Source organism: Salmonella sp. SAL00670 (assembly GCF_046552235.1).
Taxonomy (GTDB): Bacteria; Pseudomonadota; Gammaproteobacteria; order Enterobacterales; family Enterobacteriaceae; genus Salmonella; species Salmonella enterica.
Genome location: NZ_JBGDUO010000013.1, coordinates 18491 through 44619, shown reverse-complemented (window position 1 = coordinate 44619; position 26129 = coordinate 18491). Strand labels below are relative to the sequence as shown.

General features: G+C 52.9%; 24 protein-coding genes. 5 read left to right on the top strand and 19 right to left on the bottom strand.

What is annotated here, in order from left to right; all coding sequences use genetic code 11:
* The 7 genes from ACLJRS_RS23005 to mdh form a co-directional block, all read right to left on the bottom strand.
* Positions 1–170, bottom strand: a 170-nt coding sequence (locus ACLJRS_RS23005; protein WP_079838579.1) for an oxaloacetate decarboxylase subunit gamma, incomplete at its 3' end; no start/stop codon positions are given.
* Between the two features lie 156 nt (positions 171–326).
* Complete coding sequence (ttdB, locus tag ACLJRS_RS23000; protein ID WP_000162405.1) at positions 327–944, bottom strand: L(+)-tartrate dehydratase subunit beta; 618 nt, start codon at positions 942–944, stop codon at positions 327–329.
* Positions 944–1843 (bottom strand): L(+)-tartrate dehydratase subunit alpha, encoded by a 900-nt coding sequence (gene ttdA / locus ACLJRS_RS22995; RefSeq protein ID WP_000045349.1) that lies wholly within the window; start codon positions 1841–1843, stop codon positions 944–946. Before ttdA ends, ttdB begins: the two co-directional genes overlap by 1 nt.
* A 32-nt stretch (positions 1844–1875) precedes the next feature.
* Entirely contained in the window at positions 1876–3144 is a 1269-nt protein-coding gene (locus ACLJRS_RS22990) for an SLC13 family permease (protein WP_000433395.1), read from the bottom strand.
* Between the two features lie 210 nt (positions 3145–3354).
* Entirely contained in the window at positions 3355–4020 is a 666-nt protein-coding gene (locus ACLJRS_RS22985) for a GntR family transcriptional regulator (RefSeq protein WP_001171581.1), read from the bottom strand.
* Positions 4007–4636 carry a GntR family transcriptional regulator gene (locus ACLJRS_RS22980; RefSeq protein ID WP_000723776.1) on the bottom strand — a complete coding sequence of 210 codons (630 nt, stop codon included), beginning with the start codon at positions 4634–4636 and terminating at the stop codon, positions 4007–4009. The genes ACLJRS_RS22985 and ACLJRS_RS22980 overlap by 14 nt, the downstream gene beginning before the upstream one ends.
* A gap of 119 nt (positions 4637–4755) precedes the next feature.
* Positions 4756–5694 carry a malate dehydrogenase gene (gene mdh, locus ACLJRS_RS22975; protein ID WP_000861590.1) on the bottom strand — a complete coding sequence of 313 codons (939 nt, stop codon included), beginning with the start codon at positions 5692–5694 and terminating at the stop codon, positions 4756–4758.
* A 414-nt stretch (positions 5695–6108) separates the two neighbouring features.
* Between mdh and argR the strand changes: the two genes are divergently transcribed.
* From argR to yhcN-B, 3 genes are all read left to right on the top strand, one after another.
* The gene (gene argR / locus ACLJRS_RS22970) at positions 6109–6579 is read left to right on the top strand and encodes a transcriptional regulator ArgR (RefSeq protein WP_001257852.1); all 471 of its coding nucleotides are present in this window, start codon (positions 6109–6111) and stop codon (positions 6577–6579) included.
* A gap of 364 nt (positions 6580–6943) precedes the next feature.
* On the top strand, positions 6944–7207 hold the full coding sequence (gene yhcN / locus ACLJRS_RS22965) for a peroxide/acid stress response protein YhcN (RefSeq protein WP_000695695.1): 264 nt from the start codon (positions 6944–6946) through the stop codon (positions 7205–7207).
* Between the two features lie 103 nt (positions 7208–7310).
* Positions 7311–7577 carry a DUF1471 family stress response protein YhcN-B gene (gene yhcN-B / locus ACLJRS_RS22960; protein WP_000853277.1) on the top strand — a complete coding sequence of 89 codons (267 nt, stop codon included), beginning with the start codon at positions 7311–7313 and terminating at the stop codon, positions 7575–7577.
* A gap of 59 nt (positions 7578–7636) precedes the next feature.
* Here yhcN-B and ACLJRS_RS22955 read toward each other — a convergent pair whose 3' ends face one another.
* The 4 genes from ACLJRS_RS22955 to aaeX all read right to left on the bottom strand — a co-directional run bounded on the left by ACLJRS_RS22955 (position 7637) and on the right by aaeX (position 11197).
* Positions 7637–7909 (bottom strand): hypothetical protein, encoded by a 273-nt coding sequence (locus tag ACLJRS_RS22955; RefSeq protein ID WP_001103887.1) that lies wholly within the window; start codon positions 7907–7909, stop codon positions 7637–7639.
* Between the two features lie 171 nt (positions 7910–8080).
* Positions 8081–10048: a p-hydroxybenzoic acid efflux pump subunit AaeB gene (gene aaeB / locus ACLJRS_RS22950; RefSeq protein WP_000510913.1), complete on the bottom strand. Its 1968-nt coding sequence runs from the start codon at positions 10046–10048 to the stop codon at positions 8081–8083.
* A gap of 5 nt (positions 10049–10053) precedes the next feature.
* Positions 10054–10986, bottom strand: coding sequence for a p-hydroxybenzoic acid efflux pump subunit AaeA (gene aaeA / locus ACLJRS_RS22945; RefSeq protein WP_000855134.1), 933 nt, complete (start codon positions 10984–10986; stop codon positions 10054–10056).
* A gap of 7 nt (positions 10987–10993) precedes the next feature.
* A complete protein-coding gene (gene aaeX, locus ACLJRS_RS22940) occupies positions 10994–11197 on the bottom strand; it encodes a p-hydroxybenzoic acid efflux pump operon protein AaeX (RefSeq protein WP_000051840.1) in 204 nt (67 codons plus the stop codon).
* 181 nt (positions 11198–11378) lie between these two features.
* Between aaeX and aaeR the strand changes: the two genes are divergently transcribed.
* Positions 11379–12308, top strand: coding sequence for an HTH-type transcriptional activator AaeR (aaeR, locus tag ACLJRS_RS22935; protein ID WP_000440300.1), 930 nt, complete (start codon positions 11379–11381; stop codon positions 12306–12308).
* A 122-nt stretch (positions 12309–12430) separates the two neighbouring features.
* On the opposite strand, the gene tldD is transcribed toward aaeR, so the two are convergent.
* From tldD to csrD, 8 genes are all read right to left on the bottom strand, one after another.
* A complete protein-coding gene (tldD, locus tag ACLJRS_RS22930) occupies positions 12431–13876 on the bottom strand; it encodes a metalloprotease TldD (RefSeq protein ID WP_000055937.1) in 1446 nt (481 codons plus the stop codon).
* 144 nt (positions 13877–14020) lie between these two features.
* On the bottom strand, positions 14021–17821 hold the full coding sequence (gene yhdP / locus ACLJRS_RS22925) for an AsmA2 domain-containing protein YhdP (RefSeq protein WP_001253500.1): 3801 nt from the start codon (positions 17819–17821) through the stop codon (positions 14021–14023).
* Positions 17822–17927: 106 nt separating this feature from the next.
* On the bottom strand, positions 17928–19397 hold the full coding sequence (gene rng / locus ACLJRS_RS22920; protein WP_000123188.1) for a ribonuclease G: 1470 nt from the start codon (positions 19395–19397) through the stop codon (positions 17928–17930).
* Entirely contained in the window at positions 19387–19980 is a 594-nt protein-coding gene (locus tag ACLJRS_RS22915) for a Maf family protein (protein WP_000210307.1), read from the bottom strand. Before ACLJRS_RS22915 ends, rng begins: the two co-directional genes overlap by 11 nt.
* An 8-nt stretch (positions 19981–19988) precedes the next feature.
* Positions 19989–20477: a rod shape-determining protein MreD gene (gene mreD, locus ACLJRS_RS22910; protein WP_000179403.1), complete on the bottom strand. Its 489-nt coding sequence runs from the start codon at positions 20475–20477 to the stop codon at positions 19989–19991.
* 2 nt (positions 20478–20479) lie between these two features.
* A complete protein-coding gene (gene mreC, locus ACLJRS_RS22905) occupies positions 20480–21532 on the bottom strand; it encodes a rod shape-determining protein MreC (protein ID WP_000802538.1) in 1053 nt (350 codons plus the stop codon).
* A 64-nt stretch (positions 21533–21596) separates the two neighbouring features.
* Positions 21597–22640 carry a rod shape-determining protein MreB gene (mreB, locus tag ACLJRS_RS22900; protein WP_000913396.1) on the bottom strand — a complete coding sequence of 348 codons (1044 nt, stop codon included), beginning with the start codon at positions 22638–22640 and terminating at the stop codon, positions 21597–21599.
* A 307-nt stretch (positions 22641–22947) separates the two neighbouring features.
* Positions 22948–24888 (bottom strand): RNase E specificity factor CsrD, encoded by a 1941-nt coding sequence (gene csrD, locus ACLJRS_RS22895; protein ID WP_001241381.1) that lies wholly within the window; start codon positions 24886–24888, stop codon positions 22948–22950.
* A 203-nt stretch (positions 24889–25091) separates the two neighbouring features.
* On the opposite strand from csrD, the gene ACLJRS_RS22890 reads away from it, so the two are divergent.
* Complete coding sequence (locus ACLJRS_RS22890; RefSeq protein WP_001148246.1) at positions 25092–26066, top strand: MDR family oxidoreductase; 975 nt, start codon at positions 25092–25094, stop codon at positions 26064–26066.
* The last annotated feature ends 63 nt before the right edge of the window (positions 26067–26129 follow it).

Here is a 26129-nt window from a genome sequence, read left to right as displayed (position 1 = left end):
GGAACGGCGCGCGGTGCGGGCGCGGCGACGGGTTCCGGGAAGAAGCGAGTAATCACGGCAGACATGCCGCGAATGGCGAAAATCAGCAGGAACAGAAACGCCAGCACAAACCCCATGCCGAGGAACATCAGGGTGAAGCCTTCACCTAATAGCAGAGCTGCATTAGTCATAAAATAGCCTTCAGGCAGGAGGCACGATAATGGGGCTATTTATGACGATGAAATAATAAGGGTGGATTTCCCTGAGCCGCCCCCGGCCAGAGCCCTTGGTTATTATTATCGTCATAACGTATTACCACCATTATCGTGCAATTTACGTAATCAGGTTTATTTGATGAAACTTACGTTCTGGCATATTTCATCAGCGACGATCTCTTTACGCTGATTAAAAATAATTTTGTTCTGTTCAAACAGATTATTCCCATGGGTATCAATAGAAACAATCAGCGGGCCAAACTCTTTAACCCGACAGACCCACAGCGTTTCCGGCATCCCCAGATCGCGCCATTGAGCATCTTCAATTTCTTCCACGCACACGGCGGCTACAACCGCACAACCGGCAGGGAATACGCAGTGCAGCGCTTTGTGTTCAGCACAGCCCTCTTCGGTACCTTTACCCATACCGCCTTTACCCACAATTAATTTCACACCGGTTTGCGCAATAAATTCTTTTTCGAATTTCTCCATACGCATGCTGGTGGTTGGTCCCACGGAGACCATTTCAAACTTATCGTCTTCGCCTTTAATTGGGCGGACAATGGGGCCAGCGTGTAAAATAGCGCCGCCGCGAACATCTACCGGAAGCTCGCGACCACCTTCAATTAAACGGCGATGGGCTACGTCACGGCAGGTAACAATATGACCATTGAGATAAATAATATCGCCAGCCTTAATATCCGCTAAATCTTCATCTTTAATTGGCGTAGTCAGGATTTTTTTAGTCATCAGAAATTCACTCCGCTGTGAGACGTAATGGTGTAATTCAAATCTTTATCGAAAACGATATGCCCTTTACGGTGCGACCAGCAGCCGACGTTTACCGCCACGCCGATGGTAGAAGGATGACGCGCGGTGTTTTCAATGTTCACGCCCATAACGGAGGTATTACCGGACATCCCCTGCGGCCCCAGGCCAATTTTGTTAATGCCGTCTTCCAGCATTTTTTCCAGCGAGGCTGCTCGCTCATTCTCGTTATGCGAACCGATCGGACGCATCAGCGCTTTTTTCGATAGCAGTGCCGCCGTTTCAACAGAGGTCGCTACGCCCACGCCAACCAGCAGCGGCGGACACGCGTTGAGGCCGTAGCTGGTCATCACATCCAGTACAAAGCGGGTCACACCTTCATAGCCTGCACCCGGCATCAGCACCATCGCTTTCCCCGGCAGAGAACAACCACCGCCTGCCATATAGGTATAAATGCTGCACTGATCGGAATTGGGAACGATCTCCCAGAAGACCGTCGGCGTGCCTTTACCCACGTTTTTACCGGTGTTGTATTCATCAAAAGTTTCTACGCTGTTGTGGCGCAGCGGAGAATCTACAGTTGCTTTGATCACCGCCTCACGCAACAACGCTTCCAGCTCGCCAATCAGCGGAAAGTTCGTCCCGCACTCCACCAGAAACTGAATGACACCGGTGTCCTGGCAGGAAGGTCGATCCAGCTCTTTCGCCAGACGCTGGTTCTCAATCATGGTAGTAAAGATGACGTCGGCCAGTTTACTGGTCTCTTTCTTATGCAAATCTTCCAGTTTTGCAGTGACATCATCAGGCAAAACTTTGCCGGTATATCCCACAAACTTGGCCATAACGTCGGTCATATGGGATATCTGTTCACTTTTACTCATAAATGCTCCTTAGTCAGAACAGCTTCCGTTAATTACGGATGAAAAGGGAAAAGGATTGGCAGCAGGATCAAGCTGACAATGGTTGAAACGATAATCAGGGGGATACCGGCCTTAGCGTAGTCGACAAATTTATAGCCACCCGCGGAGAGCACCATCATGTTGGCAGGCATACCGATAGGGGTTGCGTAGGCGCAGGAACCGCCAATGACCGTCGCCATCAGAACCGCACGCGGGTCGGCCCCCATGCCTGCGGCAATGGACAAACTCACCGGCACCAATAGCGCTGTCGTTGCGGTATTGGACATAAAGTTGGTCATCACAACGGATAAGGCGAAAACGGCGATCAGCAACATGAACGGTGAGGAGTTTTGCCCCAGCATGCCGATTACATAGTCCGCAACCAGCTTGCCTGCCCCGGTCATTTCCAGCGCTTTTGCCAGCGCCAGGGTGCCGCCAAAGATAAAAATAGTCTGTGAATCAATGGCTTTATAGGCCTGTTTTTCCGTGAGTACGCCGGTAACTACCAGCACAAGAGCGCCAATACAACCGGTCACGGCCAGGCTGACACCGATCTTCTTCTCAAAGATCATGCCGAGGATCGTTGCGATCAACACCACTAGTGAGAGCCGTTGTTTCCACTGTGGAACATGGCTGTAGTCACGTTGCACCCCGACGCTCCCCACCTCACCGCCGGTCGCATTATTCGGCAGAAAGCGATAGCCAATAGTCAGGAAGTAGAGAATGCCGCAGATGAGCATCGGGAGACCGATTTTTGCGTATTCAAAAAAGCCAAAGCCGCCGCCAATATTCTGTAGCGCAGACTGCGCGATAAGATTTCCCGGCGCGCCAATTAACGACAGGTTACCGCCCAACGCAGCGGCAAAAACCAGCGGCATCAGTAGACGAGAACGCGAGAAGCCCGATTTTGCCGCCACGCCGATCACCACCGGAATCAAAACCGCAGCGGTACCGGTGTTAGAAAGGACGCCAGACATCAAGCCCACCACCACCATAATGGTGAAGATCAGCTGTTTTTCTGTTTTCGCGAAGCGCGTGATGACGCCGCCCACTTTGTTTGCCATACCGGTCTCGAACAACGCGCCGCCCACGATGAACATCGCGACAAAGAGGATGACGTTAGTGTCGATAAAGCCAGCAAAGGCCTGTTTGATATTCAGAACGCCGGTGATCACTAAGGCCACGCAGACAATCATGGAAGTGACGGCAAGTGGCACTTTTTCCCATACAAACATGACGATAGCGAACACCAATAAACATAAGGTAAGGGTAATGGGTTCCATATTTATAATTATCCAATCAATGATATATGATATTGTATCCAATGTTGACAGGGAGAAATTATTCCCATACAAAAACTAAGTCAAATCGTTTCTCAGGAAAGATGCAGGAGTGGGATCTACATCAAGATCGTGGTTAGATCGTTACTGGACGTGATTAATAGAATTGAAGAATTGGTTGAAGCGCCTGCGATGCTCACGCAGGCGAAAAGATCAGGCAGAAGGGTCACCAACATAGCGGGTCAGCATATTCTCCATTGAGCGAATAATGTGTTCGCGCATGCGCTGGCGTGCCAATGTTTCATCATGAAGTTCAAGAGCTTGCAGAATACTTTTATGTTCCTGAATGGAAATCACGGCATACTCTTCTTCGGTGACCTTATGGCCCATCGACAGGCCGTTCCACATATTACAGAGCAACATTTTCATTTTTTCGTTGCCAGCAACATTCCATATTTCCATATGAAATGCCTGATTCAGGTCGGAGTATTCCGCCGAGTTATTTTCCGCGAGAGCCTTTTCAGCGGCATAATGCACCTGGGCTATCCGCGAGATATCGGTGCCAGGACGAGAAGCTTTAGCCACCGCCTCACTTTCTAACAGCGCGCGAATTTCATAGTGTTCACGGATCGTTTGTTCATTGATGCCCAACACCACCGCCCCTTTATTAGGGCGCACTTTTATCAGCCCATCCGCCGCCAGAATCTGAAACGCCTCGCGCACTGGCATACTCGACACGCCGACCATTCCGGCAATGCCTTCTAACGTAATCTCCTGCCCTTCCACTAACTCCCTCGAAAGAATCGCTTTACGCAGCACTGCCGCGACCTGTTCTTTCGCTGAAAGAAGCTTAATCTTCCCTAACTTAGGCTTCTGCACTTTCCCAATCCTTCATATGTTGACGCATTATTTCTGCTAAAGAGAGGAAATAACGCTGCATAACTTGCCCAATCTCATCACGCCGCCCCTGGCGTATGACGTCAGCCAGTTCAGCGAAAAGCTGCGCCGACTCCTGATTATCTTTTTTCAGATGCAAAATAACATAAGAGACATAACCGTCCAGGAACTGCTGATACACCTTTTCCAGATAGCGGTTATTCACATAAGAAATCAGCATCGCATGACACTCCAGCTCGCAGGATTTGTCTTCTGCGACAGCCAGCGCTTGCGCACGTATCAGGAGGGCATCGCCTACTTCGCTGGGTATCAGCGAAAACATTTCGGCGGCCATCGCGGCAATCACGCGAAAAATATGACTCACGCGATCGGCCTCAAGATGCGCGACCTGCATGTGCCTGTTGGGCAGTCGGATTAAAAAACCTTCCTGTTCGAGTGACTGTAGCGCTTCTCGAACCGGCATTCGTGAAAGACCGAGCTGCTCCGCAATACTTTCCTGCGCGAGTTCTTCTCCCGCTTTTATATTGCCGGAAAGAATTTCATAGCGAAGCATTTGCGTAATGTGATCGCGGGTTTGCGTTCTTTGGATCTTTTTCACGACGTTCTCGTTAATAACCGATAAGACGTGAGGAGTTTAGCAGATTTAGTGCTTGATTTCGTGGCTTGTTTACAGTCAAAGAAGCCGGAGCAAAAGCCCCGGCATCGGGCAGGAACAGCTTATTTATTAATAAAATCTTCACCCAACTGAATATCTTTTTTCAGCGTATCCAGCATAGCGTCCAGCGAATGTTGCTCGAAAGCGCTCAGTGTGCCGATGGATTTACGCTCTTCTACACCGTTTTTACCCAGCAGCAGCGGCTGAGAGAAGAAACGGGCATACTGACCGTCGCCTTCCACATAGGCGCATTCCACCACGCCTTTTTCGCCCTGCAGAGCGCGAACCAGAGAAAGACCGAAACGCGCGGCAGCCTGGCCCATAGAGAGGGTTGCCGATCCGCCGCCGGCTTTCGCCTCGACGACTTCAGTACCGGCGTTCTGAATACGTTTAGTCAGCTCGGCCGCTTCTTGTTCGGTAAAACTTACGCCTGGAATCTGCGACAGCAGCGGCAGAATCGTCACGCCGGAGTGTCCGCCAATCACCGGAACTTCAACTTCCGTTGGCCGCTTACCTTTCAGCTCTGCGACAAAGGTATTAGAGCGGATGATATCCAGCGTGGTAACGCCAAACAGTTTGTTTTTGTCGTATACGCCTGCTTTTTTCAGCACTTCCGCCGCAATCGCAACGGTGGTGTTCACCGGGTTGGTGATAATGCCCACGCACGCTTTCGGGCAGGTTTTAGCGATCTGCTGCACCAGGTTTTTCACGATGCCAGCGTTAACGTTAAACAGGTCGGAACGGTCCATACCCGGCTTACGCGCCACACCCGCAGAAATCAGTACTACGTCAGCGCCTTCAAGCGCCGGGGTTGCGTCTTCACCGGAGAAACCTTTGATTTTTACAGCGGTGGGGATGTGGCTCAAATCAACGGCCACACCGGGAGTCACTGGAGCGATGTCGTACAGGGAGAGTTCTGAACCTGAAGGCAGTTGGTTTTTTAAAAGTAATGCCAGCGCCTGACCGATACCACCAGCAGCGCCGAGGACTGCGACTTTCATCCTAAACTCCTTATTATATGATTAGCTAAGTGTCTATTGCTCCGCGGCGGCGACCTTAATTCACAAATTCAATGATTACAATCCTCACTCATCAAGAATGCGGAGTCGCGCAATTTTGGCTTTTATGCATTTAATTTGCGTAATCCGGATCGACTGCAACCAGAGAGCAACGTTCCTACAGGTGGTGACAATATACCCTACTATCCTCTCAAAACAACATCATTTTGATAACAATTAATTTACTTTTAATCTTATTTGCGAGGCGTGACACAGGCATGTTTCTTGATAACGAAATTTGATAAAATTCCGCTCTTTCATAACATTATTTCAGCCTTAAACAAGGCAGACTGTTTGCATAAAAATTCATCTGTATGCACAATAATGTTGTTTCTACTGCCATATTACGGGTGACTTATGCGAAGCTCGGCTAAACAAGAAGAACTAGTAAGAGCGTTTAAAGCGCTCCTCAAAGAAGAAAAATTCAGCTCACAGGGCGAAATCGTCCTCGCGTTGCAGGATCAGGGCTTTGAAAATATCAATCAGTCCAAGGTCTCGCGCATGTTGACTAAGTTCGGCGCAGTGCGTACACGTAACGCAAAAATGGAAATGGTGTACTGTCTTCCGGCTGAACTGGGCGTCCCAACAACATCCAGTCCGTTGAAAAATCTGGTGCTGGATATCGACTATAACGACGCTGTCGTGGTGATTCATACCAGCCCCGGCGCGGCACAACTCATCGCGCGCCTGCTGGATTCACTGGGGAAAGCAGAAGGTATTCTCGGCACGATTGCCGGCGACGATACTATCTTCACTACGCCTGCCAGCGGCTTTTCCGTAAGAGATCTGTACGAAGCCATTCTGGAACTTTTTGAACAAGAGCTTTAGTCCCACTTCCTCCGTCGTCGTACGGCGGAGGCACCTTTTTGTCCTCTCCCCTCGCCGCTTTCCTGTACGGCTATCATTTGGCAAATCATGCCCTTAAACATTCACCACATGAATGACAAATCAAAAAAACGCACAAAATGTCAAATTTTTTAACCGATTGATTTTCTTTTATTTTTTAAACAGTAGCGGCGAAAAACAGCAATTTTAATTCCATAACGTTATAAAAAATAAAATTTTTAATGTCTTTAAAAAGCAGAAACAATTAGCGTGGTATTAATTAATCGCGTGATTAGTGTATACTTAATTTTGTGATGAGGGTCACGAAACAAAGACCCCAGTAAAGGAATTCGACGAGGTAAAAATCATGAAAATCAAAACCACTGTTGCAACATTAAGTGTTCTGTCCGTTCTCTCTTTTGGCGCTTTCGCCGCAGAACCTATCAGCGCAGAGCAAGCGCAAAATCGTGAAGCAATCGGATCGGTTTCAGTCAGCGCTATCGGCTCATCGCCTATGGATATGAACGCCATGCTGAGCAAAAAAGCGGATGAACAAGGCGCTACGGCCTACCACATTACCGAAGCGCGTAGCGGTAGCAACTGGCACGCCACTGCCGAACTGTACAAATAAAATTCACCTGCCATCGCATATAACGTGTCATTGCTTCGCGGAGATATCGCATAAGAAAAGCCCATTAATCCGCGAGGTTGACCCTATAAAGGAATAAAAGACCATGAAAACGAAATACATTATCGCATCACTCGGCCTGGCCACTCTGCTCTCTTTCGGCGCAAATGCCGCAGTACATCAGGTTAACGCGGAACAGGCGCAGAATCTGCAACCGATGGGCACCATTTCCGTCTCGCAGATTGGCAGTACGCCAATGGATATGCGCCAGGAGATTGTCGCTAAAGCCGAAAAAGCAGGCGCTAATAGCTATCGCATCATCGAATTAAAAGAAGGTGATAACTGGCACGCCACCGCCGAGTTGTATAAGTAAACCCTCGTCGTCTAACCCGACGACTTGCCCCCGCCTGTCGGGGGCTTTTTTATGCTTTTTCAATGCCGGACATTAAACCGTAGCCGCCCCTCCAGCTCTTCTTCCGCTTCATCAAAGAGTAAAATCAGCGCCCCGTAGCGCCTGCGCAGTTTATCAGGCAGGTGAACGAACTCAATCTCTAGCGGTAGAGGTAAGATATCGCTCATTACCGCATCCCATAATGTATCAAGATCGCTTACTTTCTCACTGGCAAGACCAAACGTCTGCGTAAACTCGCGATAAAAATCGCTTTGGTTTTTAATATCATTAAAATCAAAAGTATAGACATTCATAGCCAGCCACCATCCCCGACAGACAATTGTCTGTTTTACTACTAAGCATCATTATGCAGAGGTTTCACTTCCAGAAACGCTTTTAGCCCCGGAGCACTCTTGCGCTGTTTTTGTATCTCAAATAAGTATAGTCATAAAAAAACCGACGCTTTTGGCATCGGTTCTTGTGGGTTAGCTATCGGTAAGCGCGTTCTGGTATTTATGTAACATACCCGTCAGGCGTTTAACCGGTTCCGTCACCTGCGGCGGCGCCTCCCAGATACGTAATTTCTCCTGATAGATATCCAGCTCATCCAGCAACTGACCAAAGTAGCGTCGCCGTTTATCATCGCTTCCGGCGGAAATAACATGGTCTGCGGTACGACGAAGCTGACGGTGGAACACTGACAGATCTTCATTAACCGGTATCGGCGCGTCGCGCAGACGTTGATGAGCAATGATCATCGTTAGCGCCAGGCGGAACTTCGGCAAATCGCCAGGAAATTTATTCATCAGCAAAAAGAGTTGCTGATATAACGCAGGCAGACGGTTTTCTTTACGGCGTACCACGTTAGTCGTCATTGCCGAGACCGCAGCGGAAACAAACTGATTAAGCAGCACGCGACCGGTTCGATCTTTGGATTTATCACGCACCAGCAGGATGACGATAAACGCCAGCATACAGCCGACAATTTGCCCCAACGCGCTGTCGAGGAACTGGCTGAAATGGAACGTCATCGGATTATCCAACACAATAATGTTAATCGTACTGGCCAGCGCCCCCATCGACCCCAGACGCCGTTTCTGGACCTCAATGCCGATAAAGAACCCCAATACCGCCAGGCTCAAACATAACAACAGCATACTTTGCTGCGTATTGGGAATAATCACCAGGAAATAGAGCAATCCCAGCGGCAACGCCGCCAGAGTGCCATAAATAAAATCGATGCAGACCATGCGCGGATTGGGTAAACGCATCGCCAGCGAGGTCACCACGGCAATCATCACCATCGCGCCATTACCCGATGTCCAGCCGGTCCATAGCCAGAATAATGTCCCCAGAATGCAGGAAAGCGTGGTGCGCCAGAAGTTCACCATCGCATGGTGGCGTTCAGCGGATTCCACTTTAACTACGGGCTCGCCTTGCAGGATCTCTTCTTCCGTCGCGCTGATTTTGGTGTTACTGATCACGCCGCGTTTAAGCAATAGATAGCGCGTCGCAGCGCCTACCCAGCTATAAAGCGTGACGGGCGTTTCGCGCTCGCCAGTCCAGACAATGACACGCCGCATCCGTTTTAACTGTCTGTGGACGTCCTGTACCGTTTCAACCGGCGTCTCGAACAGTTCCCGGAATGTATCGGTAATCAGTTCCGGCCGCGTGTTTTGAATAAGATAAGTTTCACAGGATTGCGTAATCAGCGTGAGCGAAAGCGTATTCAACGCTTTCAGGCGGCGGTTAGCGCGTACCCAGCGCGAAGATTCCATATTCAGATTACTTCGCATCCCCTCCAGCGCCGCCGTGCGTCGCACCAGATCGCCCCAGGCGTTGTCGACTTCTTCGCTGTCGCCATGCTTAATACAAAGTTGCATTAGCTGATATTGCGCTACCAGTAAACTGTCCAGTTCGCGATCAACCTCCTGCTTTATCGATCGCGGCGAGAAAAGCAGATCCGCTAAAATAGCGCAGCCAATGCCGATGACGATTTCGCTACAGCGTTCAAGCGCAAATTGCGGCGTGAGTAGCGGCTCCGTCTGAATGGTAATCACAATGATCAGCGCAGTATAACCTGACAGTCCCCACGCATAAGAGTTTTCGATCCGTACTAAAGAGGAGATCCAGGTACAAAAACCGGCCCAGACACAGCACACCAAAATCATCAATAGCGGCGCGCGGATCATAGAGATAATAATGATAAGCGCGGCGATACAGCCAATAAACGTCCCGATAATACGCAACATTCCGCGATAACGGATAGCGCCGGAATAGGGTTCCCCGCCGGCGGCAAATGCCGGGCCTGCCGCCACGATCGCGGCGGTCAGCACCGCCCAACGCGGCGTCTCCAGTTGAAAATGGAAGCCGATAAATAATGCCAGCACAATGGCGCACGCCAGCTTTACCGCAAAACGAATGTGCTGGTTGGCAATGGAGAAAATGCCCATGACGATTAACCGAATTCGCGCAGCCGGTGCGCCAGTTTACGGAAGAAGGAGTCCTGGCTTGCGTCACGATCCTGCTTACCGGTGATCACGACGGTTGCCGTCGTACCGGCAGGCCACAAATTCCCCTGCTGCTCGTCGAGCCGGATACGCACCGGGACACGCTGGGCCAGACGCACCCATTCGAGGTTAGAGTCTATCGTCGCCATCCCTTTCGCATCGCTGGTACTGCTGGCATTCGTTACCCCTGCCGCCACGCTATCGACGGTACCTTTTAATACCCGGTTGCTGCCAAGCGGCGTGATTTCGGCACGATATCCCGGACGCACGCCTTCCAGCTTGGTCTCTTCCATATAGGCCTGCACATAAAAAGAGTTCTTTTTCACCAGGGCGACGGCTGTGGAACCGCGGGTAATAAATTCACCGGCATAAACATTAAGGTTAGTCACCCAGCCGTCGGCAGGCGCGCGAATGACGGTACGCTCCAGATCGAGTTTAGCCAGATCGCGCGTCGCCTGGGCTTTAGCCAGTTGATGCAGTACCGTCTGCAAGACGTTGTTCGCCTGATCGATCTCTTCCCGGGACATCGCCTGTACGCCGAGGCGATTACGGCGACCGGCTTCCTGGCGTTTTTCCTGCGCCAGTACCTGATAATAGGCTACATCAGCTTCCGCTTCCGCCAGCGCTTTTTGATAGCGTGGCTGATCGATGGTAAACAGGACCTGATCCTTTTTCACCAGTTGGTTATCATGCACGTTTACATGGGTAATCAGGCCCGCGACATCCGGGGCAATAGCGACGACATCGGCGCTAAAACGCGCGTCGCGCGTCCAGGGAGATTCGGTGTAATACACCCAGGCGCGGAAAATGGCGATAAAGGCCAGAATAACCAGTACGAGGGTAATGGCCGTACGGGAGAGTTTTCTTGTTAGTGTTTTCACTTCAACCTCAAACGAACAGGCGCGATATTAAATAAAACAGACAACAATACAGCGCGGTATTGAACAAAGCCGGATGCCAGACAAAATCATAGATACCCGTCGGCACAAGCATCCGACGCACCAGCCAAAAAATAGCCAGTGACAAAAGCAATTCGAAAAATATCGGTGGGAAGGAAAGACCAAACACCACGATAACGGGAAACAGACTCATGTTGACCTTGATTTCTGAGAGAGAGCAGGCGATAGATTGTTAAGCTACATCGCCGCAGAGAAGGGCAAGAGACGCCAGGCGAGAGCGACATAGCTCTTATTCGAATAATAGTATATTAACGTAATTGTTATGCTGTTATCTATATTATGTGATCTAAATCACTTTTAAGCCAGAGTGAATAATGGAACGATTAAAACGAATGTCGGTATTCGCCAAAGTTGTCGAGTTTGGCTCTTTTACCGCCGCAGCCAGACAGCTGCAAATGAGCGTATCGTCCATCAGCCAGACTGTGGCGAAACTGGAAGATGAGCTTCAGGTTAAATTGCTCAACCGCAGCACACGCAGCATTGGGCTCACCGAGGCTGGAAAAATCTATTATCAGGGCTGTCGTCGTATGCTGCATGAAGTGCAGGATGTTCACGAGCAGCTTTACGCTTTTAATAACACGCCTATCGGTACATTGCGTATCGGCTGTTCTTCAACCATGGCGCAAAATGTGCTGGCCGGGCTTACCGCAAAATTATTAAAAGAGTATCCCGGTCTGGCGGTCAATCTGGTGACAGGAATTCCGGCCCCGGATTTAATTGCCGACGGGCTGGACGTGGTGATCCGCGTGGGCGCGCTGCAAGACTCCAGCCTGTTTTCCCGTCGACTCGGCGCGATGCCGATGGTTGTGTGCGCCGCCAAGCCGTACCTCGCTCAGTACGGCGTCCCGGAAAAACCCGCCGATCTCAGTAGCCATTCCTGGCTGGAATATAGCGTGCGCCCCGATAATGAGTTTGAACTTATCGCGCCGGAAGGAATTTCTACCCGACTGATTCCACAGGGGCGGTTCGTCACTAACGATCCGATGACGCTGGTACGCTGGCTGACCGCCGGAACCGGAATCGCTTATGTGCCGCTGATGTGGGTGATCGATGAGATCAATCGTGGCGATCTGGAGATCCTGCTGCCTCGCTATCAGTCCGATCCCCGTCCGGTGTACGCGCTGTACACCGAAAAAGATAAGCTGCCGCTTAAAGTGCAGGTAGTGATTAACGCGTTAACTGACTATTTTGTCGATGTCGCACACCTGTTTCAGGGAATGCACGGGCGAGGGAAAGAAAAATAAAAACACCGGGTAATTGCTGAAGACGATTATAGGTCAAATGCCACCCGACGCAGACATTGCCTGATGGCGCTGCGCTTATCAGGCCTGGGCGGCACACACCACAGGCCTGATAAGGCGGACAGTTATGCGGTGCCGCCAACCGTCAGGTTATCGACTTTCAGCGTCGGCTGGCCTACGCCTACCGGCAGACTTTGACCCTCTTTACCGCAGACCCCCACCCCGTTATCCAGCTTAAGGTCGTTGCCGACCATGGAGATCTGTTGCATCGTTTCAATGCCTGATCCAATCAACGTCGCGCCCTTCACCGGCGTCGTGACTTTGCCGTTTTCAATCAGATACGCTTCCGAGGTAGAAAACACAAACTTGCCGGAGGTGATATCCACCTGACCGCCGCCAAAGTTAGGCGCATAGATGCCGTACTCAACGGATTCGATAATTTCCTGCGGCGTTGACTGCCCCGCCAACATATAGGTATTCGTCATACGCGGCATCGGCAGATGCGCATAAGATTCGCGACGCCCGTTACCGGTCGGCGTAGCGCCCATCAGGCGCGCGTTCAGCTTGTCCTGCATGTATCCTTTCAGCACGCCATTTTCAATCAATACGTTGTACTGGCCTGGCGTACCTTCATCATCGATAGCAACGGAGCCACGACGGTTCATCATTGTGCCGTCATCCACTACGGTGCAAAGCGCGGAGGCAACCTGCTCGCCGATCTGACCGCTAAACACAGACGTCCCACGACGGTTGAAATCACCTTCCAGCCCGTGCCCGACCGCTTCGTGCAGCAATACGCCCGGCCACCCGGCGCCCAGAACCACCGGTAACGTCCCCGCTGGCGCAGCGACCGCGGAGAGATTAACCAGCGCCATGCGTACCGCTTCTTTCGCCCACGCGTCGGCGCGCACCTCGCCGTCGAGATCGGCAAGAAAATACTCATAACCAAAGCGACCGCCGCCGCCGCTGGCGCCGCGCTCGCGTTTACCGTCTTCTTCCACCTGCACGCTAACGGACAAACGCACCAGTGGACGGACATCCGCCGCCAGCGTCCCGTCGGTCGCCGCCACGAGGATTAATTCATATACGCCGGTCAGGCTGGCGTTAACTTCCTGCACGCGTTTATCGGCTTCTCGCGCCGCTTTATCAACGCGTCTGAGGATATCCAGCTTCTCTTCGCGGCTCATACTTTGCAGCGGATCAAGGGTGGTGTAGAGCGGCTGATGCGCTACGGCGGCGAGCGTTTTTACCTTGCCTTCGCCGTTCTCGCGTACAATGGTTCGCGCTGCCTGCGCACTCTGCTCCAGCGCGAGGAGGCTTATCTGGTCAGCATAAGCAAAACCGGTTTTTTCGCCGCTAATGGCGCGAACGCCAACGCCCTGGTCGATATTATATGAGCCATCTTTAATGATGCGGTCTTCTAAAACCCAGGATTCGTGATAGCTCGACTGAAAATAGAGGTCGCCATAATCAAGACGGCGTTCGGCCAGTTGGCCCAAAATAGCGAACAGATCCTGATGGTTCAGGCCATTCGCCGCTAGCAATTGTTCACTTACCAGGTTCAGACTCATCGTTTTTGCTACTCGTTGATTTCTGCCGGATGGCGGTTCACGCCTTATCCGGACTACGTTGTTAGATTGTACAAACCGGATAAACGCAGCGCCGTCCGGCATGACTATTTACTGAGAGTGGGGCAATTCCTCGCCCCCGTCAAATCATTGCTGGCTTTCTTTTCTCGGTTGGCGCAGAACTTCGTTGATCTGCGGCGCATCGACCGGACCGGTAATGCGATATCGCAAAATGGAGACCTTGCTCCATAGCGGCCCCAACACTTTACTGGCGGCAAATACCGCCGCGCCGACAATCGGGTTAACGGCAAACGCGGCGGCGACGCCCACGGTGGCGGAAATTTCCGGCGCGACAACGGCCTCCATATCAAGACGACGACGCACCAGATCAACAGAACCTTTCATTGCAATATCCGCTTCCAGCCCATCCACCAGCGTATCGTCAGTATGCAGGACGCCATCTTTAATCCACGCGGTACTATGAATAGAGTCGAAATAGAAGCCCTCGCTAAAGGTATCTCTGAAGTCAAACCGCAGCTTACGCAGCAACGCATCAAAACTGAGCAGCCGCAGTAGCTGTCCGGCATGGCCGCTACTGAGATCAGTAAACTCGCCTTTACCCAGACGCGTGCGTAAAATCCCGTTGAGCGTGGCTTCATCAGGTTGCCAGGGCGGGTTTCGCCAGTGCAGATCGTAATCTACGTTAAAAGACGCGTTCTGGATTGGCGTCGAGATACCGAAGAACCCGGCAGCCGTGTCGAGGTTACTACCATGCAGACTACCTTTCAGCGAGGTTCGTTCATTACCCGGCGCATTCACCCACTCGCCGTTCGCTTTCAAACGGGCGAATCCGGTATCGATCAGGCCATTCGCCAGAGTCAGCGTATTGCCTTTGATGGCGAAATCGCCATCAATACGCCCATATTTTTGCCCCCACAGCCAGCACTCTTCGCAGCGAAGCTGTAAGTCCGGCCAGCCGCGGAAGCTAATCGTGTTCGCCGAAGCCAACGGCGATGTCGGCGTTGGTGACGAGGCGTGCGTTTTTGCGACACCAGGGTTGTAATACAGGTACTTAATGTTCGCCAGCCACGGCGCATGGTTGCGCATGAGCAGCGTGGCGTTCACCTCACGGCCCTGCGCTTCAATTTTTGTTCCATTCAGCGAGGGGGCTGAAACGACGCTCAAATTGTTCCACTGCTGGCCGCCCAGCGATAGCGCGGGAGTACGCAACGTGACGCGTTGAGGAAACTCGGCCGAACTGCTCACGTTATCCGCCGCGCCTTTCTGGAATAACGCCAGCCATTGCGCGCCATCCAGCGCCGGCAGATTGAGCTCAACGCCTTGTTGAGCAGGCAATGGCGGAATCGTCCGGCTGTCCGTCGTCCAGATAGCCCGATCCAACGTCAGCTTCTGATTTAATAACCAGCGGCTGTTAAAGTGATTTTTACTCCCTGCGCTCCCCGTTAGCGCAAAACTTTTCAGGTTGCCGTCAGCCTGAATGTTCACCGGAATGGCTTCGCCTGCGGGTTTATTTAGCGGAGAAGGTAAGTGACTGCTCACATTTCTCAGATCGCCGTTCAGCTCGATGTGATAAGTGGTGTCAGCGTGATACGGAAGATCGATGCCGACTTTACCATTCCACGTCACGCTGCCGCTCAGGGCATCATTCAGTTGCGGCGGTAAGACGCCCATACGCGTTGGCTGCCAGTTACCGTTCAGGTTGACGGCGACCTGATAGGCTTTTGCCCCTTCCGTCGTACTGAAATCCAGGTTCAGCGGCTGATTAAACCAGTTTGCCGTCAGCGGCCCGCTTTTTAGCGCGCCATTCACAAAGCTGAATTTACCGTTCAGATTTTTGAGCGTGCTGTTTAGCGGCTTAATAAACAGGCTGTTGTTACGCAACGAGACATCGCCCTCAGCGGTAACCTGTTCGCCATCCAGCGGAATATCAAGATGTAAGCGAGCATTCACATCGCCATCTAATTGGAGCTCCGCCAGCGTCGAGCCAAGCGAGTCTTTTAGCGGCGTCTCGTCGAAATAAGGCCCAACGGCTTTTCCCGGCCCGTTAATATCGGCATCAATGAGCAGTTTCTCTTTGGAATAATCCGGAATCGCCGCCGCGAGTTTGCTGGCCTTCACCCCGCCCAAATCGACGCTATCCGAACGCATCCACAGGCCGTCGTTCAGGAAATCCAGTTCAATGTTGAGATTTTTTAGCGCCGGCCAGTCGGGTTGAAAAGCAAACGTCGCATTGCGTAGCGGCACCAGCACTTCAAACTGACCTTCGTTATGCTTATAGGGAAAGAGGTGCGGGTTACCACCGTAAACCAACGTGGCGTTATCCGCCTCGCCGCCCTGAATCGCGCCGCTAAGGTAATCGACCAGCGCTTTGCCCATCAGGTTTTCCGGAAAATAGCGCCACGCCTGAGATCCATCGTCGGTACTGATTCCGGCCAGAATGCCCAGCCACGGTTCGTCGCCCGTCGGTTGCAGATAGCGGAACCCGCCGCGCGCATGTACCGCCTTTGCTTTGACGTCAATGTCGCGGCCATCAAGCTGAAAGCCGTTCTCATTTTTCAACCAGCTAAGCGTCGCGACGCCGTTTTCAATTTCCAGCGGCGCGCGAAAAACGGTTTCATAGGGCATTTTAGCTTGCTGCATCGCAACCTTCATCTGCCCGTCTTCTACGCTTCCCGCCAGCGTACCGGAAAAATGTTCCGCGCCGGGCAACAGCTTCCACTGTTTCCAGGCAAGATTTTCCCACGATGCCTGAAAACGCGTTTTTTCGGTCGCCTGTAGCGGAATATCCAGCGCCAGTGTGGCGATCTTTCCGCTCGGCTGCGTAGCCTGCCATATTTCGCCCAGCACAGGCGACAGTTTAGCCGCCAGCGGACGTAATGCTTCCAGCCCCGCCAGTTCAAGATTACTGGCGCGAATGCGTAGTTCATCGCTACGTGTGTGATTCTCGCCACCGACGTCCTGCTGCGGGAGCCAGGCCACGGTTAAGGCTCCGCTCGGCCAGGGTTTACCATCAAGCGTAATCCGTGTGTCCGGAATATAAAACTGCCAGCCCGGCTGCTCGCGGCTAATCTGCGCCGTCAGGTTATCGACAGACAGCGTGTGCGTCGTGTTATCGCCCAGCCAGCTTGCGCCGCCCTGTTTCAGCCAGACGTCCCCTCCGGCGATTTCGCCTTTACTGAGCGTCATCCAGCCTTCCAGACTGAAACGCGCCGTCTGGAGCGCCACATTATCCTGCATCCATTTGCCCAGCCACGGCTTGACGTCAATATCGTCGGCCTGTAACCAGACTCTGCCGTTATTTAGCAAACCGTCGTCATCGCGTAAATCCATCCGCACCTGCATCACGCCGTGCTGGCCGGTCAGGCTGGAGAGGCTGACTTCGCCTTCGGCGCGGTGCCGCTCTTTGCCGTTTAGCCAGGTAAGCTGTGGGATCGCCAGCTCCGCGCGTTGTCCGGAAAGCGTCAGAAAACTGATTTGGCTATCGCGCAGATCGAAATGATCGAACTGCCGCAGGAAAAGATCGCTTAAACGGCTGGTTTCGATGCCTTCGCCGTCGCTGCTTTGAAGAGGCGTGTTGGTGCGGAAATTGAGTTGCCAGAAGGTCAGGTCGCGAAACTGCCAGCGCATATGCAACAGGCTTTGCCAGACGTCCAGCGCCAGCGTAACGCGTTTTATCGACAGTTCGCCGCCATCTTTCAGGGCGGCATGAATATTATGCGCTTCCAGCGTAGGGCCAAAATTTTGCCAGCTTGCGGAGAGTTGGCTGGCGGCCACCGGCACGCCGGTCACAGACTCAATTTTATTCAGGATAGCCGGACGCCAGGCGTCAAGATGAGGCAACGCCAGGCGCAGCCCGCTAACCAGCAGCGCTGCAATGACGATGAGCGCGGCTCCAGTGAGCAATAAAATCCCCGGCAATCGCCTCACGCGTCTCTCCTTGTCTGCCAAAAAATACGACTCACAACCTTGCTTTGCCGGACGGCGGCGTGAACGCCTTATCCGGCCTGCAAATGCTCGTACGGGTCGCGGTCTTTTACATCATTACGACGTCAAACTGCTCCTGGTTATAAAGCGGTTCGACCTGAACTTTAACCTGTTTGCCGACAAAGATTTCGACTTCCGCCAGCGCGTGTGATTCTTCGCCTTTCAGCGCTTCCGCCACCGCAGGAGAAGCATAAACCAGGAAGCGATCGGAGTCATAAGCGTGATGAACACGTACAATTTCACGCATGATCTCATAGCAGACGGTTTCCACCGTTTTTACCGTCCCGCGGCCATGACAGGTTGGACATTCGTTACAAAGCACATGTTCCACGCTTTCACGGGTCCGTTTACGGGTCATTTCCACCAGTCCCAGCGGCGAAAAACCGTTAATACTGGTTTTCACGCGATCCTTACTTAACGCCTGTTCCAGCGAATGCAGCACCCGGCGGCGATGATCTTCATTATTCATGTCGATAAAATCGATAATGATAATGCCGCCCAGATTACGCAGGCGTAGCTGGCGGGCAATGGCCTGCGTCGCTTCAATATTGGTATTAAAAATGGTGTCGTCGAGATTACGGTGTCCGACAAACGCGCCGGTATTGATATCTACCGTCGTCATCGCTTCGGTTTGGTCGATAATCAGATAACCGCCGGACTTGAGTTCAACCTTACGCTCCAGCGCGCGCTGGATCTCATTTTCCACGTCATAAAGATCGAAGATCGGCTGATGGCCACTGTAATGCTCCAGCTTACTGGTCATTTCCGGGATGTATTCTGCGGTAAACTCCAGCAGCGACTCATAGGTCAGACGTGAGTCGACGCGAATTCGGTCCAACTGCGCATCGGCGAAATCGCGCAGCACGCGCTGCGCCAGCGCCAGTTCGCCATACATCTGGTAGCGCGTTTGCGGACGCTTTTTGCGCTCCATGACTTTCGTCCAGACGCGCTTGAGATAGGCGGCGTCAGACGCGAGATCCTCTTCACACACGCCTTCCGCCGCGGTACGGATAATAAACCCGCCCTGTTCGTCGCAGTATTCCGCCACCACCTTTTTCAGGCGCTCGCGTTCACTTTCGCTTTCGATGCGCTGGGAAACGCCAACGTGTGACGCGCCGGGCATAAAAACAAGGTAACGGGAGGGCAACGTGATGTCCGTGGTCAAACGCGCGCCTTTCGTGCCGAGCGGATCTTTCACTACCTGCACCATCAGATCCTGTCCCTGACGCACCAGTTCGGAGATATCGCGCACGGTAAACTGTTTTTGCTCGTCGCCCGCCACGCATTCGGTATGCGGCATAATGTCGGAAGCGTGAAGAAATGCGGCTTTATCCAGCCCAATATCTACAAAAGCCGCCTGCATACCTGGAAGTACACGACTTACACGACCTTTGTAGATATTGCCTACGATTCCGCGTCGCGCTTCGCGCTCAATATGGATTTCCTGAAGAATACCGCCATCAATGTACGCCACGCGCGTTTCCGATGGCGTTACGTTTACCAACAATTCAGCCGTCATGTTTATCCCTTTTATCACGCAGTGCGTTAAAATGACTCAACAACTCATACGTTTCAACCAGCGGTAAGCCGACCACGGCGTGGTAGCTGCCATTTATCTTCCTGACAAAACAGCCACCCTGCCCCTGAATACCGTATGCACCTGCTTTATCTAAAGGCTCGCCGCTGGCGACATAGCCAGTAATATCCTGCGCAGAAAGCGTGCGGAAAGTCACCTCCGTTACCACCACACAATCCAGCGTCTGCTGCGAGTCCGCAAGCGCAACAGCAGTCATCACCTGATGCGTATTTCCGGAAAGCAAACGCAGCATTTCTGCGGCATGAGCGGCGTCGCGCGGCTTTTCCAGCACCTCGCCGTTTAACACGACTATCGTATCCGCGCCCAACACCGGCAGATCACGGGGAACCAGCGCCACGCCAGCCTGCGCCTTTTCGCGCGCCAGCCGAACAACATACTGCTGCGCGCTTTCCTGAGCACGCCGTTGCTCTTCAATACCAGGCACGACCTGCTCGAATGAAAATCCAAGTTGAGTCAATAATTCCTGGCGACGCGGGGAACCGGAAGCAAGATACAGAGTTGTCATATCGACCTTTATTGCACAGCAAACTGCTGGCGTACTTTACGCATCAGCAAAAAGAGCCAGGGCCACAGCACGCCATTGACTACACTACTCCAGAACACTTCCGGTCTGAAAGAGACGTTGATCACTAAAAACTCGGCCCAGAAAACAATAATGTCCACGGCCAGTGAAAGCAACATTACCACCAGCGCCTGCTGCCAGAGCGCCAGGTTACGGAAGAGCTGGAATTTCAGAGCGACCAGATAGGCGACAATACTCATCGACAGAGCGCGCACGCCAAGTGTGGAACCGCTGATGAGATCAAGTATGGCACCCATCACAAATCCCGTCCCCACATTTACGCGGTGCGGCAGGGCCAGAATCCAGTACAGTAAGATGAGCAAAACCCAGTTTGGCCGGAAAACAATGATGTCGTCCGGCCAGGGCATGATTTGCAGCAACAGCGCAATAAGAAACGAGAGCCAGATAACCCAGCGCCCCTGGCTACGATAGCTCGCCACCATTACCCTCCCGGCGCACGCGCAGGCGGCGTGGTCGCGCCCGAAGGCGATGGTTGCGTTGATACCGGCGCAGTCTGGCCCGCAGATGGCTGAGTAATCCCCGTCGCCGGGTCCGGCACTGGCGCCGGCGGCCCCATCGCATCCGGAGAAGGCAACACCTGCGGCATCATCTGCATCAGGCGCTCATTGGCGACGCGGTGAACCTCTTCCGGCGTCATCGGATTGGCGCCGTTACGATCGGCTCCCCACAACAGCAGCAGATAGCGTAAACGCTGCAAACCCGCGGTTGGACGTGCCTGAATGACGGTATAGGCGCGCTGAGTGTCCAGCTTGACGGAGGAGACCACCGCCACCGGATACCCTTCCGGGAAACGCCCACCAAGTCCGGACGTTACCAGCACATCGCCGACGCGAATATCGGTATTGGCGGGCAGATGTTCAAGCTGAAGATCGTCAGTACAGCCGTTACCGGCGGCAATCACGCGGATGTCATTGCGCAGTACCTGAATCGGCAGCGCATGAGTCGCATCGCAAATCAGCAGTACGCGGCTGGTCAGTTTCGCCACGGCGACAACCTGCCCTACGACGCCTTTGTCGCTAATGACCGGTTGACCTTCATATACGCCATTAACGCTGCCTTTATCGATAACGACCTGATCGCTGTAAGGATCGTTAACCGTTGAAATAACCTGCGTCACCATTTTCTGCTCGTCCTGACGCAGCGGCGACCCCAGCAGCTCGCGCAACCGCGCGTTCTCCTGTTTGTACTGCCCCAGCATCAGCAGGTCGCTGTTTTTTAGCAGTAATTCCTGGCGCAGCGCCCGGTTTTCCAGCTCAAGCTGGTCGCGAGAAGCCAGCGTTTGCGACACGCTGTCGAGCAGTTCACGAGGGCCGTTTGAAATAAAATAGAAAGGACTGACGGCAGTGTCCATGTACGTTCGGATTTGACTGAACGTCCCCAGGCGGCTGTCGGCAATGATAACGCCGAGCGCCACCAGCACCGCCAGAATAAGGCGAATCTGTAGCGACGGGCCACGGCTAAAAATTGGCTTCATAGGCTATGCGTATTCTCGCGTCGGAGAGGCAGGATAATCCAGGGATAATCCTGCCCGTATCCAACTACTCTTCGCTGAACAGGTCGCCGCCGTGCATATCGATCATTTCCAGCGCCTTGCCGCCGCCGCGCGCCACACAGGTCAGCGGATCTTCAGCAACCACGACAGGAATGCCCGTCTCTTCCATTAACAGACGGTCAAGGTTACGCAGCAGCGCGCCGCCGCCGGTGAGCACCATACCGCGCTCGGAGATGTCTGACGCCAGCTCCGGCGGACACTGTTCCAGCGCCACCATTACCGCGCTGACGATACCGGTCAACGGTTCCTGCAACGCTTCCAGAATCTCGTTTGAGTTCAGGGTAAAGCCGCGTGGAACGCCTTCCGCCAGGTTACGGCCACGCACTTCAATCTCGCGGACTTCGTCGCCCGGATAAGCGGAACCGATTTCGTGTTTAATACGTTCTGCGGTGGCTTCACCGATCAGAGAACCGTAGTTACGACGAACGTAATTAATGATGGCTTCGTCGAAGCGATCACCACCAATACGGACAGAAGAAGAGTAAACCACGCCGTTCAGGGAGATCACGGCAACTTCAGTGGTACCACCACCGATATCCACAACCATTGAACCGGTTGCTTCAGAAACTGGCAGACCTGCGCCGATCGCGGCCGCCATCGGCTCTTCGATCAAAAAGACTTCACGGGCGCCTGCGCCCTGAGCGGATTCACGAATCGCGCGACGTTCTACCTGCGTCGCGCCGACCGGCACGCATACCAGTACGCGCGGGCTTGGGCGCATAAAGCTGTTGCTGTGCACTTGTTTAATAAAGTGCTGGAGCATTTTTTCGGTCACAAAGAAGTCAGCGATAACGCCGTCTTTCATCGGACGGATCGCAGCGATATTGCCCGGCGTACGGCCCAGCATCTGCTTCGCATCATGACCGACTGCAGCCACGCTTTTCGGCGAACCGGCACGATCCTGACGAATGGCCACAACGGAAGGCTCATTCAATACGATGCCTTGTCCTTTTACATAAATGAGGGTATTCGCGGTACCCAGGTCAATGGACAGGTCATTGGAAAACATGCCACGAAATTTTTTCAACATACTAAGGGATAATCCTGAAAGCTGGGGCGGAAAACAAAATCCGCTTACTTTACCAACCACACGCAGCAGCGACAAGGCGCAAAAATCATCTGCTACGGTGAAAATTAGTGCAGTTCGTTTCCTTTGTTACAAATCTCGGCCTGAGTCCCTCAGGGCTGAAAAAATCAGCAGCAATCCTCGCCTTCGTTTGCAACCTGTCAAAGGTCATTCACCTGCATATTTGCTGCAACAATCTGGCGAGCAGACAAGCACACCCCCATGAGGCGCAGCGCGCGTTATTCTACGTGAAAACAAATTAAACGGCAGGTTAAACCGAGTATCTTTGCGAATATTTTTTCACGTTTGTGTCAAGTAGTTGGGAGGAGGCAAAAAAATCACCCTGCCCGCCAGCCACGCCGCGTTTTGTCAGCGTCTGCCACTCGCCGCGCGAACGGACGCCCGTCGCGTAAACCTGCGTAGGCGTGCCCGCGCAGGCCTCTACCAGACTTTGAACCAGAAGCTGGTTTTCCGTTCGCTTCTCAATGTTTCTGACCAGACTCGGATGCAGCTTGAGTAATTCCACATTGAGCGCTTTAATCCAGCTCGTGCTAACCAGCGTCAAACCCGCCTGTGTCACCGCCACCCGAACGCCAAGCGCATTGACTAAGCGAAGGATGGGTTGTAACCGGCTGATGTGTTGACAAACATCTGCCTCCGCAAGTTCAATAATTATGCGATTTCGCTGTGATTTTTCACACTGCATTAACGTATCGCGCAACCAGCGCTGAAAGCGCGGACGAATCAGCGACTCAACCGTCAACTGCATTGCCAGATTTTCATCCGGCCAGTAGCCCAGCAACGTAATCAGGCGGCTAATTTGTAATCTGTCATACTCTTCCGATAAACCAAATTGCAACACCATCGGCATATACTCCGCCGAGCTCACCTCTTCTTTACCGTCATAGATGCGACACATCAATTCCCGATGATGTACGCGACCTTCTCGCGTGACCGCCGGTTTTTGATAAAGTCGCGGTCCGCCCCGGTTCAGCATCTGCTCAATCAATGTGCGCCAGCGCACATTGCCGCGCCCTTTTTCCGGCAGAGTGTCGTCGTAGATGGCCCAGCTATTTCCCCCCTGCAGAGCGGCATTCCGCGCCGCGGCTTCAGCATGTTCCATCACCTGCTCGGTGGACTGTCCGCTGCGCCAGGCGCAAATGCCGATGTGTACCATATCGTCACGATCAAGCATTTTGTTAGCCGGTAGCGCATCGACAGCTTTTAAAAGTTGTCCGGCAATACTTTCCGCTTCTTTCAGCGTTCGATGCGGTAGCAGCACGGCAAAGTCGCTGCGGTGATAACGCGCCAGCAGCGAGCCTGGGTAACGCATAATAAATGTCGATAGCAGATTGATAAGCATAAACATCTGCTCTTCCGCCTGATTGCCTCCCAGGCTGTCGCGCAGAAGATTGAAGTCTGGCAAGCGGATCATCATCACCACGCCATGCACTCCCACTTTTTCCTGATCTTCCAGCAGCGTCGCCAGTTGGTTATCAAAGAACAGACGGTTACCGAGTCCGGTTTTGGTGTCCTGCGCGGCGTAGGAGCGAATGAGGGTGTCCAGGCGACTACGCTGTTCGTGAGCAAACTGAATTTCGGAAAGCAATACATCAAGCGCGCTACTGGTGCGCGCTGGCCATTCGTAAACAGAACCGCGGACATTCGCCCCACGTTCGCCGTTCAGAATACGCGTGGAGCGAATTTCCAGAAGCTCTTGCCCGGAAAGCTGCCGCTGCAGCCAGCGCACCGATAAAAACAAAATCAGAACGATAAAACCGATCGCCAGCGTCAGCGGCGCCGTGGTGATCAGTGAGTGAAAATAGTTACCCATCGGGTCCTGATAAACCAGACGTAGCGACATTCCTGGATGTTTTATCAGCGGTACGACCAGCTCGCGATACATGTCGCTGGTGCCGGCTGGCCGATAACCTCTGGCGCGAGAATGGCTGTAGACGCTGCGCTCCCCCTGCAACAGATCGACACGCACAATATCGGAAGCGATCATGAGTTCGTCGATTTGCGGCGTCAGCGAGACAATATCATGGGTCACCAGGTGCGTATCAATGGCTGTCGCCGTCGCCTGCACACGGCTGACATACTTATACTGTACGGCGTTATAAAAGCTTAGCGAGCAACCTATCAGAGTCACGAAGATCGTTAACCCCGTGAGCAGCGTGATAAAAGCTGAGAATTTCGTCGTTAATCGCATCCTTGAGTTAACTCCGACGGTTATAAACAGTATGAAAAAGCGAATCTGAAGGCGGAATTCGCCACGGCGCGCAATGAAGCAGGCATACTACCAAAATGGATCTATCTGGCAATTTATTGCGTTGCATCGGCATCACGTTTTAATTAGCGAGTATAGTCTTCGTAGCTATTTTTCCAATCTACCATGTAAAGTGAGGACAGGTTATGCAGGCGTTGATCTTAGAACAGCAGGACGGTAAAACCCTCGCATCCGTGCAACATCTCGAAGAGAGTCAACTGCCGGCAGGTGATGTGACGGTGGATGTCCACTGGTCCAGCCTGAATTATAAAGATGCTCTGGCTATCACCGGAAAAGGGAAAATTATCCGTCATTTTCCGATGATTCCTGGTATTGATTTCGCCGGCACCGTTCACGCAAGCGAAGATCCTCGCTTTCATGCAGGCCAGGAAGTACTACTGACTGGCTGGGGCGTGGGCGAAAACCACTGGGGCGGCCTGGCCGAACGCGCACGCGTTAAAGGCGACTGGCTGGTCGCGCTGCCTGCGGGACTGAGCAGCCGTAACGCCATGATCATCGGCACAGCCGGTTTTACCGCCATGCTGTGCGTCATGGCGCTTGAAGATGCAGGTATTCGCCCGCAAGACGGTGAGGTTGTCGTCACCGGTGCCAGCGGCGGCGTGGGCAGCACTGCCGTTGCATTACTGCATAAGCTGGGCTATCAGGTTGCAGCAGTATCAGGACGTGAAAGCACCCACGGCTATCTTAAGAGCCTGGGAGCTAACCGTATTCTCAGCCGCGATGAGTTTGCTGAATCTCGCCCGTTGGAAAAACAGCTGTGGGCCGGTGCAATTGATACCGTTGGCGATAAAGTGCTGGCGAAAGTGCTGGCACAGATGAACTATGGCGGTTGCGTGGCTGCCTGCGGCCTGGCGGGCGGCTTCGCGCTGCCGACCACCGTTATGCCATTCATTCTGCGTAATGTGCGTTTGCAAGGGGTGGACTCGGTGATGACCCCACCGGCACGTCGCGCAGAAGCCTGGGCGCGTTTGGTTAAGGATCTGCCGGAATCGTTCTATGCTCAGGCCGCCACAGAGATTACGCTGGCGGATGCGCCGAAGTTCGCCGATGCCATCATCAATAATCAGGTTCAGGGCCGTACGCTGGTGAAGATAAAATAACGTCACGTATAAAAAAATTTACACTTAATTAACTATTTATTTTTACACATTGACACACTCCCT